Origin of the sequence: Sphingobacterium multivorum (genome assembly GCF_039511225.1) — a bacterium.
Lineage (GTDB): Bacteria > Bacteroidota > Bacteroidia > Sphingobacteriales > Sphingobacteriaceae > Sphingobacterium.
The window spans coordinates 3,456,975-3,471,691 of the sequence record NZ_CP154261.1 but is presented as its reverse complement, the minus strand read 5'-3'; the positions used below and the strand labels follow the sequence as shown (position 1 = coordinate 3,471,691).

The 14,717-nt window shown below is 39.2% G+C and carries 12 protein-coding genes; 7 read left to right on the top strand and 5 right to left on the bottom strand.

Annotated elements, in window-relative coordinates; translation table 11 throughout:
* Genes AAH582_RS14535 through AAH582_RS14525 form a run of 3 tightly spaced genes read left to right on the top strand, consistent with a single transcriptional unit; the run spans nt 1 to nt 7,390 of the window.
* Nucleotides 1-3,429 (top strand): hypothetical protein, encoded by a 3,429-nt coding sequence (locus AAH582_RS14535; protein ID WP_343318254.1) that lies wholly within the window; start codon nt 1-3, stop codon nt 3,427-3,429.
* A gap of 12 nt (nt 3,430-3,441) precedes the next feature.
* The gene (locus tag AAH582_RS14530) at nt 3,442-6,906 is read left to right on the top strand and encodes a DUF6443 domain-containing protein (protein WP_343318252.1); all 3,465 of its coding nucleotides are present in this window, start codon (nt 3,442-3,444) and stop codon (nt 6,904-6,906) included.
* Nucleotides 6,887-7,390: a hypothetical protein gene (locus AAH582_RS14525; protein WP_343318250.1), complete on the top strand. Its 504-nt coding sequence runs from the start codon at nt 6,887-6,889 to the stop codon at nt 7,388-7,390. Before AAH582_RS14530 ends, AAH582_RS14525 begins: the two co-directional genes overlap by 20 nt.
* A 198-nt stretch (nt 7,391-7,588) precedes the next feature.
* On the opposite strand, the gene AAH582_RS14520 is transcribed toward AAH582_RS14525, so the two are convergent.
* The 5 genes from AAH582_RS14520 to AAH582_RS14500 all read right to left on the bottom strand — a co-directional run bounded on the left by AAH582_RS14520 (nt 7,589) and on the right by AAH582_RS14500 (nt 10,773).
* Entirely contained in the window at nt 7,589-7,870 is a 282-nt protein-coding gene (locus AAH582_RS14520) for a transposase (RefSeq protein WP_430459024.1), read from the bottom strand.
* A gap of 141 nt (nt 7,871-8,011) precedes the next feature.
* Nucleotides 8,012-8,437 carry a helix-turn-helix domain-containing protein gene (locus AAH582_RS14515; RefSeq protein WP_343318248.1) on the bottom strand — a complete coding sequence of 142 codons (426 nt, stop codon included), beginning with the start codon at nt 8,435-8,437 and terminating at the stop codon, nt 8,012-8,014.
* 117 nt (nt 8,438-8,554) lie between these two features.
* Nucleotides 8,555-8,941 (bottom strand): hypothetical protein, encoded by a 387-nt coding sequence (locus AAH582_RS14510; RefSeq protein ID WP_343318246.1) that lies wholly within the window; start codon nt 8,939-8,941, stop codon nt 8,555-8,557.
* A 962-nt stretch (nt 8,942-9,903) separates the two neighbouring features.
* Nucleotides 9,904-10,353, bottom strand: a complete 450-nt coding sequence (locus tag AAH582_RS14505; RefSeq protein WP_343318245.1) for a WapI family immunity protein — start codon at nt 10,351-10,353, stop codon at nt 9,904-9,906.
* Between the two features lie 30 nt (nt 10,354-10,383).
* On the bottom strand, nt 10,384-10,773 hold the full coding sequence (locus tag AAH582_RS14500; protein ID WP_343318243.1) for a hypothetical protein: 390 nt from the start codon (nt 10,771-10,773) through the stop codon (nt 10,384-10,386).
* A 219-nt stretch (nt 10,774-10,992) separates the two neighbouring features.
* Here AAH582_RS14500 and AAH582_RS14495 point away from each other — a divergent pair, with 219 nt between their 5' ends.
* From AAH582_RS14495 to AAH582_RS14480, 4 genes are all read left to right on the top strand, one after another.
* Complete coding sequence (locus AAH582_RS14495; protein WP_343318241.1) at nt 10,993-11,604, top strand: hypothetical protein; 612 nt, start codon at nt 10,993-10,995, stop codon at nt 11,602-11,604.
* Between the two features lie 93 nt (nt 11,605-11,697).
* The gene (locus AAH582_RS14490) at nt 11,698-13,278 is read left to right on the top strand and encodes an FKBP-type peptidyl-prolyl cis-trans isomerase N-terminal domain-containing protein (RefSeq protein WP_343318239.1); all 1,581 of its coding nucleotides are present in this window, start codon (nt 11,698-11,700) and stop codon (nt 13,276-13,278) included.
* Nucleotides 13,279-13,437: 159 nt separating this feature from the next.
* Nucleotides 13,438-13,806: a hypothetical protein gene (locus AAH582_RS14485; protein ID WP_343318237.1), complete on the top strand. Its 369-nt coding sequence runs from the start codon at nt 13,438-13,440 to the stop codon at nt 13,804-13,806.
* A 133-nt stretch (nt 13,807-13,939) separates the two neighbouring features.
* Complete coding sequence (locus AAH582_RS14480; RefSeq protein WP_343318235.1) at nt 13,940-14,461, top strand: hypothetical protein; 522 nt, start codon at nt 13,940-13,942, stop codon at nt 14,459-14,461.
* Nucleotides 14,462-14,717 lie beyond the last annotated feature (256 nt).

Sequence of the window (14,717 nt, the reverse complement as noted above, 5' to 3'; positions counted from 1 at the left end):
ATGAAAAGGAAACTATTTATCATTTCGTCGCTATCGCTTGCTATGAGTTGGTGTTTTGGCCAATCGCCGAGTATGCCAAAACAGATCATTGGACCAAGTCCAACGGTATCGAATTTTGTCCAATATAAAGAAACTCCTGTTAATCTATATTCAGGTATGGTTAATGTGAGTATTCCACTCTATACGATAAAAGTAGGGGAACTAGAGATTCCTATTTCCTTGGATTATAAGGGTGGGGGAATAAAGGTTTCGGAGATCGCCTCCAATTGTGGATTGGGTTGGAATCTAACGACTGGTGGTGTTGTGTCGCGAAGTACGGTCGGCCTTCCCGATGAAACTCCAAAAGTGGGTTATCTGTACTCAACTTATTTTGAATCGTTTTCTAGTTATAATGAAGTTCAGAAACATACTATGGGGACAGGATCTACAGATGGGGAGCCTGATAACTTTTATTTTTCCTTTCCGGGTGGTTCCGGCCGATTTAATTTTGATAGGTCCGGTAATCTCGTAAGTATCCCGAAAACGAATTATCAGTTTATTAAAGGACCTGAACTTTTTTATAGTTCATCAGTGGTGAGTCCTGCGACATTGATATCGACCAGGTCCATAAAAGACGATAGGGGTAATTTATACAACTTTAATGATGCTGAAATGGGGGAAGTAACTGGCAATCGATTGGTCAACTTTAATACGACAGGCAGTGGCTCTGTTGCTATCAATAGCTGGCATCTCTCTAAAATTACTACACCTGTCGGTGATCAGGTAAATTATACCTATGAAGAAGTTCCCGTTTCTTATGATCTTGCCCCAACAGAAACGATAAATGCTAAAACTATGGGTAGTGAAGATCCTCTTCCACCGTCAATTGAATCGTACTCGCGAAATGTGATAAAAACAAAACGCATCTCAAGCATATCATTTAGAGGCGGAAAGGTGTTGTTTAAGTATAACAGTACGTCCCGTGCAGATCTCGTCGGTGATTTTGCACTCGAAGAGGTTCAGATTTTTCAAGGCAGTACACTTATTAAATCTTTTCAGCTAAATTATCTCTATCTCGATGGACCTAATCTAAAGAACCGTTCAGATTATCCTTTGACAGGCGAAACAAATTTCTTGACAAATACGAGCCTTGCACCTTCTGCTACTATGTCAAGGCGACTGGTTTTGGAATCTGTGCGTGAGAGAAGTGAAACAGGCCAATTTATGGATAATGGACACCGATTTGAGTATATACATAATTTTGGCCTCCCTAACCGAAGTTCAAGGAGTATTGATTTTTGGGGCTATTATAATGGTAATACTGAACCTAAGATTATTGCGCAGCAGTCTGCCCAAGATGCCGGTTTAGTCGATTTTTTTTGGTACGATAGACATGTTAATACGGAGTACGCAATACAGGGATTGCTTTCTAAAATAATTAATCCTATGGGCGGAGTAACTGAATTTAGCTACGAGTCCAACAGTATAGCTGCAAGTCCCAAATTGCCTGTTACTTTTACCGAAATGGTTAGTATTGGCGCATCTGTTTCTTTTGCACATTCATTATATGGGAAAATTGTTTATGAAGATCCGGACGATGGTGGTTATCCTTATGTCCTGGTGCAAAAAGACGGACAGATGGTTAAGAATTACTATAGAGAATTTGTGTTGCCTGAACGTAACAATTATACAATTACCATTCAAAATATGCCCAATGTATATGGTATTTATTTTTATCTTTTTGATGTAGGACGTAATCGTACTGTGCAGACTTTTATGAATGACTATGGTGGTTTAATTAATCTCGACGCAGGTATTTACCGGCTCTATATAAGCCCCTCATTAAGTGCAACTGTTCAATCGCCTCAAAACCCCTATTATAATACGTTTATGACTGCATCTGTTACAGGCTATAAGGCGTATACAAAAACATTGAATTCTTCTGGCCCAACAGGAAATATCGTCGGTGGGGTTCGTATTAAAGAACAGAAAATTTATGACCCTTTAATTGGCCAATATGTTTTGAAAGAATACAAATATCGAGATCCTGATGGGGGTGTAAGTGGTGTTCTGTTAAATGCACCCGAATTTTCTTATTCCAAAGAAGCATCATCTAGCGGTTCGTCCATATCCAAGTATAAGGTGCTAACCTTTGATCCGGTGATCGGTTTACGGACTACATCAGGAAGTTATGTGGCGTATTCAAATGTTGAAGAATGGACAAAATCCGGGGATCTTACTGCATTGGGTAGGGTGGATTATAGTTATATTAATGCAAATACAAACGATGATGTGTTTTTTACCCCAGCAGTTGACTATAGTGGGTTTATGCCTCCATATAATCTTTTACCCAATCCACCTGTAGATAACAGGGATTGGCTTAGAGGCCGTTTGCTTAGCAAGTCAATTTATTCCGCGAGTAATCAATTATTGGAGAAGGAAATAAATACATATGATTATTATCTGGAAAATACGAATGTAAGGGGTTATAAGATAGATTTTTATATTGAGGTATTGAATGGTACAAGTAATTACTACTATAATAAATTTGATTATAAAACAGGCTACCTACATCTCAAGGAAAGTACAAAGACGGTTTACAATCAAGCACCGTCGACAAATGTCGAAGTCAATAATAGATATATCTACAGTAAAGTGCACCTGCAACCTCTAGCCATGTTCCAGAATCAAAGTAATGGTGATAGTACGGCTACTTTCTATACCTATCCAAAAGATTTTCAGGGAGGAAATACTTCGATCGCCAACTTGATAGCAAATAATATATTGATCAATCCCATTGAACGTATTACCGCAGTGAAGAAACAAAGTTCTTATTTTTTGAAAGAGGGCGAGCTTAATATATATCGTTCTGCGGGGAATGGTCTGTTGGAAAGAAAGGATATTTTGGAAACGGATGTGCCAATCTCGCTGGCCTCTTTTAAGTTTAGCAACCGAGTTCTTGGTGTATTGCCAACCGAAGGATTATCTGCCAGTTATGGTGCGGATGCGCGATATAAACCTGCTTATTCATTTTTACAATACAATACGTCCGGAAATCCACTAGAGCTGAAGGTGAAAGAATTGCCTGTCACGGTTTACCTCTGGGGCTATAATAATCAGTATCCAGTTTTAGAAATCAAAAATGCGACTTATGCAGAAGTTGCAACAGCACTTACGCAGGCAGCTATTGACAACCTGAATAGTATTAGCCAGACAGAGGCGACGATGGAGACCCTGATCAAAAATGCCGCTGATAAATTACGCACAGACATTCCCAAAGCCATGGTGACCAGCTTCACCTATAAACCGCTCGTTGGTATGACCAGCAAGACGGATGCCCGTGGTATAAAGGAAACCTATACGTACGACGGTATGCAACGACTTCAGGCGATCCTGGACCACCTTAACAATGTAAACAGATCCTTCGATTACCATTATCGTTCCAATTAAGCCTATCCAATCATGAAAAATAACTTTTTAATACTACTATCATTAGTCGGGGCTGGGGCGGTACAAGGGCAGACGCTCGTGGACAATCTTACACTGAGTTCCTATAGCAACCAGACGGATATCCAGGCGCTCAAGAGTATTACACTCCAGAATGGCTTTTATATCCCTGCCCCGGCGGCAGGGAAGACCATTACGATCAGTATTGCCGGCTTTCAGAATATTGTGAGCACCCCTACTGCCAGCCAGAACTATGTCCTGACGAGGACTTTCCGTAGCCCCGGAGTTACACAGGCTACCCTGAATGCCCAACGGACGATCGGAGATGAGAATCAGAGCATCCAGTACTTTGATGGTCTAGGAAGGCCTAGCCAAACGGTGCAGCTGATGGCCAGTCCAACGTATAAGGATATTGTCCAGCATATTGAATATGACGGGTTTGGTCGTGAGTCGACGAAATATTTGCCCTATGGCGAGAAGTCAGGCAACGGTAGTTTCCGGGCTTCAGCAAAATCGACACAGTCGGATTTTTACAAAGATGGGGTAGGCTGGGATGAGGCAGCTGTGAAGACGCCGAAGCCCTATGCTGTTACTGTTTTTGAGAACAGCCCGCTGAACCGTGTGCAGCAGCAGGGTGCACCAGGGATTCCCTGGCAGCCCGTTGCGATCCGCAACAACGTAACCGCCAGTACCGATTCCGGCCGCACGGTGGTAAGCGATTATGGGACGAACGGGACCAATGATGTGCGGCTGTGGACAGTCAACAGCACCGGAGCCACAGCAGGCTATTATGCTGCCGGCAAACTCTATAAAACGGTGATCAAAGATGAGAACTGGATATCGGCAAACGGAAAGGGTGGTACGGTGGAGGAATATAAGGATTTCGAGGGGCATGTCGTGCTTAAGCGGGTCTGGGAAACAGACAGTAAGAAATTGGAAACGCAGTATGTGTATGATGACTTTGGAGACCTGAGGTATGTGATCCCGCCGGGATTCCCTTCCACGACTACTACATTGACAGAGGCCACCAGCGGTGATTTCCATGAGCTGGTCTATGCATACAGGTACGACGAAAAGCGAAGGCTGGCTGAGAAAAAGATTCCGGGCAAGGGCTGGGAATGGCTTGTGTACAATGCCAATGATCAGGTTGTACTATCGCAGGATGCTGTACAACGGGGGCTAGGGAAATGGAGCTATACAAAATACGATGCATTTGGCCGGGTTGTACAGACGGGATTATACAGCAAGACTTTTGCGAGCCAGTCTGCGGCACAGGCCGACGTGAACACGGTAAGCAAATATTGGGAGGACCGGGTCGGTACAGCAGCCTATACCAATCAGGCCTATCCCAAGACGGGGCAGTCATTACAATCGGTAAATTATTACGATGATTACGGATTTACCGGAGGAAATACAACCAATCTACAGCCACTGAATATTACCAAGAGCACCAAGATCAAGGGGCTTTTAACGGGAAGTATGGTGTGGAAAGATGACCGTTCGGACTCGATGCTGACCATCAGTTATTATGATGACTATGGACGTGTTATCCAGAGTGTTGGTCGTAACCACCTGAACGGCACAGACCGTGTGACCAACGAATACAATTTTCCAGGTCAGGTAGTCCGGAGCACGCATGTGCATACACCATCCACTGGGGCAGCGGTGACCATCATTACCACCAATGAATATGACCATGTGGGTAGGCTGGTACAGACCAAGAAGAAAGTCAACGGGCAGGATGAGGTGATCCAGAGCAGGCTCGCCTACAACGAGATCGGTCAACTGAAGACCAAGTCGCTGCACAGTGAGAACGGTGGCAGCAACTTTATGACGAGCATCGGTTATGCCTATAATGAACGGGGTTGGCAGACTAAGGCAAGCTCGGCGCAGTTCACCTCGCAGCTGAACTATAATGTCAATGGTACCACGGTGCTTTCTAATGCTCAGTACAATGGCAATATCGCGCAGCAGCTGTGGGGCTATGCTGCCACGACAAACAGTACATTTACCTACGCTTACGATGGGCTAAACAGGTTGAAGAGCGGTGTGAGTATAGGTACAGTGATGAGCGAGGTATTGACCTATGATGATATGGGCAATATCAAGACATTGGTCCGTGACAATGGCACAGCGATTACGTACAACTATAACAATACCAATAAGAGCAATAGGCTGGAAAGTCTTTCGGGGGGCGTAACCGGCTCATTTACTTATGACCTGAACGGAAATGCGACCAAGGACCGTACAGGAATGGCCCTAAGCTACAATTACCTGAACCTGCCAAAAACAGTGACGGGCACAGGTAAGAGCATTGCCTACACCTACGATGCAGGAGGCTCCAAGCTGAATCGCAAGTCTACTGTCGGCGGTATCACTACCGAGCAGGATTATATTAGCGGGATTGAATACAGTAAAGCTAGTGGGGCAAATCCAGTAATCGAACGTATCGCTACGGAGGATGGCTTCCTACTCAACAGTTCGGGTACTTACAATTACTATTATAATTTGACGGACCATCTGGGTAATGTGCGTGTGGTACTAAAGAAAGATGGTACAGCTACAGCCCCTGTTGCTACAGTGATGCAGAAGCAGGATTACTATCCATTCGGTAAGACGAAATCTATTGCAACGAGTATCAATAATAAGTATCTTTATAATGGCAAGGAAATGCAGACTGACCTGAATGGTGGGACGCATACCTTGGGAAGTTCTTATGTACTGGAAGGACAGTTGGATTACGGGGCAAGGTTCTACGACGCAGAGATCGGTAGGTGGAATGTGGTGGATCCAATGGCTGAGCAAGGTAGAAGATGGTCATCCTATGTTTACGCATTTGACAATCCAATTCGATTTATTGATAAAGATGGCAATTGGCCGACCCCACTTATGGTTGATAATGGTAAATTTATCAGTTCCTTTAGGATGCGAAAACATCCTATAACTGGAAAAATGACTCCACATAAAGGAGCAGATATTGCAGCCAAAGTTGGAAGTAAAGTGAGAGCAGCAGCAGACGGTAAAGTTACCAAAATTGCCTATCAATATAATCCTACTAAAAAGACCGGATGGGGTTGGTATGTTGAAATTACACATAAGGATGGATATGTAAGTCGTTATGCTCATTTAACAGAAGGAGGTATTGATGTGAAAGTAGATCAAGAAGTGAAAAATGGTGATGAAATTGCACAATCAGGCAAATCTGGAGGTGTAACAGGTCCTCATTTGCATTTTGAAATCCTAGAAAACGGAATCCAAATAGATCCCATGAAAGTTTATGATTTACAATCTTTTCTAAATATCCCTATTAATCAGGGGACTTTAGATGAAGTTGTTATTAATCCTCCTCAACGAAAAGATCCAAAAATACCAGAAGCAGATCGAGAAAAAGATACTACAACAAATAGAGTAAATGATGAAAATCCACCAAATCAACAGAGAGAAACGGAGCACGAAGAAAATGAGAAAAAGAATAAATAATATAATATTAGCTGCCCTAATTTTTGGATTTCTCACCGATTGTCACCAAAGGGAAAATAGAAAGGTAAATTCTACTAAGGAAAACAATTCAGCATTTGCCGATAAAGATAGTACAGTATATACTGAGAAGTTTGATGACTTTTTCGCTCATTTCCTTAGAGACTCAGTATTCCAGATAAGTAGAGTTGATTTCCCACTTAGAGGTATGTCAACTGAATTTGTTTTTGATGAAGAAGAAGCAAGAGATTCTTTAGGTAATTGTTTTTTCATTAAGGACAGAAAATTTTATTGGACCAAAATGAATTGGACCTTTATTCAGGGTGCGAATCTTAATGTAAAAGATTATTCCTTTTCCAAAAAGAAAGGAGATAATTATTATGAGATAACCTATCGGTCAAAATTGGACGATATTGTTCTATTTTTTAGATTTCAATTTGTATCAGGACATTGGTACCTCACATATTATAGTTTTGAATGGAACTAAATAAAAAATTACAAAGAGAGGGCAATATAATAAAGTCTCCATTGGTTGTGATCAATGGAGGCTTTTGTTTTATACTTTCCTGTTTTCTAGCTCTACTGTCGTAGTTTAACAGGATTCCCTCTGCCCCCAGAATGAAGAAATCTCCAAATGTTGATATTTTGGAGATTTCGATACTGCTAACCATTCGAATTCGAAAATTCATGGTTCTTCCCCAATTTTGGTGGTCAGTATGAGGTCAATCAATCTTTTTTCCAATAAACTCAGCGAACAGCGGCCATACACCTGCCGTTTTAAGGTTTTTAATTTATTCACATTTCCTTCTACGGGTCCATTACTCCACGGTAGATCAAAAGCGTTCTTAACGGCTTTAAAGTCTTTTAGTAGACCTCGCGCAATGCCCTTCAGCTCAGGAATATCCGACTGTTCGACACTTTTCACCCAAGATTCAAGGCACGCACTGCTTTTCTGTTGGAACATCATATTGCGAAACTGTCTAATAACTGTCAGGCATTTCTATAAGGTCGATGCCCATTGCAGAGTTGATCCAAGATATGCAATTCCTTTGGCGATAGCTTACCCTGATCCCTGAAGAACAGTTTTGCGGTTAAGGACTCCAAAAACTCAGATCTTCAGGAAGAATATGCTTTGTTCCTTTTTTATTGCCAATTGCAACGAATACCTTGCAAGACCATCCGACAATGTTGAATAAGCTCCACAATACCCTCTTTTTTTTAGTTCACCGTGAAGTTCTTTAAGCTGAATTTCAGGACAGTCTTTCTTTCTCTTCTTGACATAATCAAGATGTTTCTCGATTTCTGTAGATGATGAGTATGATTTTCGGCTAAATTCTTGGCAGTTTCTATATTTTTTTATCGTATTTCGGCTCATCTTGAGCCTTCTTGCGATTTCTTTAATAGCAAGGCCTTCTACCAGCATCTGTTTTACTTCCATAAACTTTTCCTGCGCTGGTGAAATTCCTGTTTTATCCATAATGCGTGCAGGGGAGGATTTAGTATCACTATTATCCTCTCTTACTTTTTTCTTCACAGCGTTCTCTCTGTATAGGACTTTTTGGTAGCTTCATCAAGGTTTTTCAACAAATGCCCTCTATCAGTGACCTGAATTGCAGTGGGTGCTCCAAGTGTGGACGCCTTTTGATAATTGCTATATCTGTCTCTTGAAAATTATCCGGATTGTTTTTCGCTGCTTTAGCCAGGTTGTAAGTGTTTTTTCCTCTCTGTCCGAGAGCAGGCCGATAGGTCTGTTTGTTTTAAGGTCAATAAGTATACTTCCATACCGTTCTCTTTTGCGGATTGCCCAACCGTCTACAACGGCTATGTTTTTTTTATCCGCAGGAAGCTCCGCTTTTGCTATCAGACGCAATAAGGTTGTATCACTGACCATAATGGAAAATTGCCCACAGATACGTTCAGACGGTTTACCACCTGCTTGGATTACTATGTTCAGAAGTTTGCTATCCAGCCTTTTTGTTCGGCGCTGATAAGGAGCAAAATGTGTTTTAAACGTTCCGTAAATATTTTTAAGGGACATTCAAGCGTGTCGCAATAGAATTTTCGGGCTTTCAAGATAATGTGGGGGACACTTACCAAATACCGGAAGGTCTATAAAGCGACGTGTATAGTAACTGTGTAGCTTAACAGATGGTAGTTCGCAGTTGGGACAATAACCTTTGGAAACCTTCCCTTGAACATAGATATTAACCGAATCAATTTGGTTGTCTACAGAGATTACTTTAAAAACATCTTGATGATCAAATAATAGTTTGCTGACATTCATTAAGTTATTAAACGAATAAATCTGTAGTTATTTTATCAATTTACCACCAAAATTGGGGAAGAACCAATTTGCGTCGGAATTGCATGGCTACGATGTCCGAAATCTCCAGATTATCCATATTATATACTTAACTTTTTATAGTTTAAGGCGCTGATTTTGATGTTTTTCGTCCATTTTTATGAAATTCTAACACATTTACCTTTCTGTGCATGTATACCCAATGAAACTCCAAATCCTACAAGAGTAAACCATATGATTACAATATTCTCACGGCCGTATAGCAAAGTGAATTTAAATAGGGGGTGCGCGTGTATATAATCTGCTATTGGCCATACAAGTACAGATAATCCAATTATTATCGCCATTGAAAGCCAGAATTTTGGGAAAGACAATATTATATTTGTAATAAGTGTAAATAGTATTGCAGCTAGAGCCGAACCAACATACATGGCATACAATCCCATTGGAGAAAGAATAAATACTTGTGATGCCCATTGTGATGATAAAGATGACAATGCTTAAAAAGCAATGTAGCAATATACCAGTCAATTTTTTAGGAAAACTGATTCTATCAAAATTGCTTAATGACACGGCTAATAAGATTAATGTTGGGATAAGGATAAATGACCAGTCCCATTTAATGTAAATCGAAAAAATTATGCCAGCCAAAATGCAGCAGAGCCATGTCATTAGAATTCTTATCATTTACAATTTACTTAATATACTACAACAGGATATTTGTTCGTAATATTATTTAATTTCTGAAGAACTGGCTTGATATAAGTCTGGTCAAAATCGAGTTCAAAATCCAATGTAGTGCTATAGACTCCTGGATTGTCAGTACAGCTTATTTCAGCATTGATATTACCTAGCCCATTCCCTTTAATTTTCATATATAAATAACCTTCCAAATCTTTAAATTCAATTTCGGAATGTAAATTTTCATATAGCAAATTCAGATCCCGTTTAAAATTCTCAAAGTCGAATGTTGTTAGGTCTGCATCGTAGATGCCACTGAAAGCGCCAGCCTGTACTGAGATTTTAGTCCTCAACCAATTCTTATCCCAGTTGCTAGTGGCATCAATAACTAATAATCCACTTACCGCAATTGAAATTGATTGGCCCCATGAGTATAATCCAATTGTAAAATCATCGAGCTCGTCCATTTGCGATTGTTAAATTATATTATCTACACATTATATCGACTCAGGTTCATTCCATTGCGTGATACCGATAAACATTTCTTTCACAAACCGTTCTGTATATCGCTGCATCCCAGTTTCCTCCTTATCAAAGTAAGAATTTATTTTTGAACAAACTTTAGGGGTATAGCAAAGTTTGACCCGGAGGTTCTCTACCCATTCAGCGCGAATAACGATTGTTATTAATCTTTTCGTATCACGGGATAAACCGATTACCGTAATATCTTTACACATTCCGGCAAACCAGTCGATAATATACACCTTGGCACCAGCGCTAAACTGTTTCGTGCCGATACGTGTTTGTAGTTTCCCTTCACCATAACTAATTTCCTGTTTGATATTAGCAACCAATGTCCAGAATGGTGTAAGTTTTAAATGATCCATATTGATTCAGTTCTAATTGAAATATGGTGAAGTTCCATTATTTTATAAAAGATGTTCTGGTATTTTGCACTGTTCTTTCTATGATCTATCAGCGGAACAGTTACTATATTTTTTTATTTCTTAAATATAAGGTCGCTATCAAATATAACTATTATTCCGTTCATGCTTTTTCGATGCTGCAAATTTTGTAAGTTGGTATCATAGAAAAACAGCAATTTTATGCAACAATCCACAAAGACAAAGCGGTCACTGATTTTAACAACAATTACCTGTAGCGTTTATCTTGTGCTGACCATATTTTACCATCATATTGACAAGTATCTTTCTGGTATTTTGTTTTGGGGTCTGACAGCTTTAATCCCCGTTACTTTTGTAACGATATTTGTTTTTGAAATCAAGGGAATTATCGAAATTATCCGCAATCAGAAGAACTTGTCTTTCAAATTTTGCTTACCAACAATAGTTTGTTCAATTACAATTTTGTACACGCTATTTAGTCCCTACAGGCTTGATTCAGAAAAACTCGAAAGCGACGTGGAATTTAGAGCCTGTTATGGAGGAACTCAAAATCAAGCTTATATCCTTTTTAGAAAAGACAACACATTTGAATTGCATTGGACAGGCGTTTTCGGATATAATGAATGGAGGACGGGCAAATGGCAGAGAGTAGGTAATATACTAACGCTCCAATATGATGGAAACAAAGTTGAACAACTTGGCGAAGAAATTTTGATTTCCGGGGGTTATCTAAATCCAATCGGAAAATCATTTGATAAAAAGAAATATCCACAACCGATGTTTTATCTTGGATACTGTAAACATGAAAATTAAATTGTCATCCAAACTAAACGAATAAAATAAGTTACCGACATTTAGAATATTAATTCAAAATTTCCGTAAATTTAGTAGTATATAAACTACGCCATGAAAAGACCTATTTTGCTAGCATTACGATGCTGTGCGCTCCTTAGTTTTCTATTCAGTTTTATTTCATATGCTCAAAATTCAAGGCCTTCTGCGCCAAAAAAACACTCAGGGAATGGAAATAGCGGCCCAAAACAGGTAGATATCTATGTAGCTGGTTCATGTTACAATGAAAATACACAAAAGCACACTGCTGTATACTGGAAAAATGGCCAGCCAGTAGCACTTACGGATGGGCAGACTACCGCTGAAGCGGTCTCTATGGCTATTTCAGGGAATGATGTCTATGTAGCGGGCAATAGTCTTGGACAGGGCTTATATTGGAAAAATGGACAGGAGGTAAAGTTGGAAAAAGATGCAAATGCTTCCAATCATGCTTATTCCATTATGGTTAAAGATGGCGACGTATATGTGTCTGGTTTTTATAGATATATGTCCTCTGATGGGAGATGGCATGACTTAGCCAGGTACTGGAAAAACGGGCAGCTTGTTGAACTACCAGTTGGAGGCAATAATTTTAGCTATGCCACTTCCATCGCAGCAGTAGATGATGATCTATATATTATCGGGAGTGCTACTGACAACCACGACGATTTATACTGGAAAAACAGCCAAAAATTGGAGACAATCAATGAATTAAAAGTGGTAACTGGCATTTCCCAACTGCAGGGCAATGTTTATGCGGTAGGCGAAACGCAAAGCGGACAACCTGCATACTGGAAAAATGGCCACACCGAAAGCCTGTCCGGCATACGTGGAGTCACTACTTGCGTTGCTGTATCGGGCAATGATGTATATGTAGCCGGTGTTGACGACAGTAATGGAAATGGCTATACACTTGATGGAAGAGGTTATATAGATGAAGGTGATGTCGGTAAATGTTGGAAAAATGGACAATTACTGGCAAATCTCAAAGATACAGAATATACGATCTATAAACCGCTTTCCATGGCTGTGTCCGGTAATGATGTATATATTGTAGGATATGCCACTGATGGCCATAATATAGCGCCCCCTAAATTAATGAAGAATGGTCAAACCATAAAATTAGCTAAGATTGAAGGCAGTTCATGGTGTGAAACAAATTTTGTCATATCGAGCGAAGTCGGTGATAATCGGATTTCGAAGCAAAATAAAGGTAGCTCAGAAAACTATAATGCAAATGTTCCAAAGAATACTTCTGTCCAAAAAGAGCCTTCAAATAATCTTATTGCAAAATTAGAAGCAGTTAATAAATTTTTTGCCGAAAATAAAAAGAAACCTGGAGTTATTACCTTACCAAATGGTATTCAATATGAGATTCTGAAACAGGGAACTGGTCCTAATCCTACAATTTCGGATAAAGTGAAAATAAAGGGAAATAGTACTTTGATGGTCGGTAGTGAAATTACAGAAAGAATTGAAGTGTCAAATCCAATTGAGGTAACAATAAATAAGCTGATAACTTGTCAAGAACAAGGGTTATTATTAATGAATGTAGGAAGCATTTATAGAATCTTTTCACCTGACAGATTTGTTAATAATAAGAATCCTGGAACGATATCGATATTTGAAATTGAGCTTTTAGAAATTGTGAAGTAATTCTTTAATTAATAAGTCTTTATAAGAGAATAACCTAGGTTGGAACTGTTGCCCCATTTAATCATATTATAAATAATCCATCTTTATTGCAGAAGACAAAATTTATACAAGATGGAAATCAAGTATTTTGGAATGGTACAGGCTTTGTAAAATAATTTTATGGAAATAATAACACAAATATCTGATGTAAATTATATGCTTCAGAAATATAAGGGAGCTAATCTGCAGCTTGCATTTTATAGCGAGAGTTTAAGCAGGCTGGCAATAAGATTATATTTCACAAATCAAAAAAAAGTAATTTATATAATCGGAATTGGTTGTGAAAAAATATGTGGGTCTTTTCGTCTCTCAAATATTGATTTGTCTGTTAGTAATGTAGTTAATCATGAAATGGGGTCAGATTTAATTAGGATTTTTGAAAAAACTTCCGGTTTTGAGGTTTTAACCTCTGGAGGTGTCACGTTAGCAGAGGGAGAGGATTCTGAATTTGGGACATCTTTTGATCATTTTATTGACCCTCATCACTAGTTTAGGCAATTTCTGCTGATGCTATTATTTGGTTAAATGATGATATTGGCGAATTTTCGGGAAAAGTGAGTCGTATGCTACGTCATGAAGTATAAAATTTAGAGTCATCAATCCTTACAAAGACAACCAAGTTATGAAGATGCAATTGACAATGATTGTCTTGCTGACAATATTAACATTGACCAGCTTCGGACAAAATAATGATCATAAATCTGTGGATCATTCGGTGGATACCACTTTTATAAAACCATTGGAAGAAAGGCAATTAGGGGAAAGCAAGTATTCTATTTCTTTGCCCACAGATTATGCTGTGAATGAAACCAATGGAGAAGATTTTTCCGTTTACCATTTTTATCCTGCTGACACTACAGATCATACAGGTTTCTCGGGAGGCTTATATTTCGGTAATCATCCTAGCCAATTTCCAGCTAAAAGCAGAAGTTGTAAAACCGAGCATCTGAAAATTGAAATATTTGATCAAGATGTAAGTTGGACCATTTATAACTGTAATGAAGACTATTCAATTCAAAGCATAATGTATAGTAAAAGCGGCGAGGGGTGGAATGAATTGGTTCACATGTTTGGCAAAGCAAAATCAACTAAAGATCTCGACAAATTGCTGTTTATTTTTAAGACAATGAAAAAAAAGGAATAATATATGCATTACCTCCCCGGAGTGACCTATACACAATCTAAGGAGCAAGGGATCTTGATCGATTTTTTGCCATCATAGTCGGTTTTAAACGCTATTTGATAGTTTATATATTGATAAAAGTTGAGCTTTAATAAAGAAATAACGATGGAGAATTACTTGATAATGCTTAATAATACGATTGAGTTCTTGAAAAAAAATAATCTAAAGTATGAGCACATGAAATTTTCATCTGGTTCAATAATGCTAGATGTTTGGA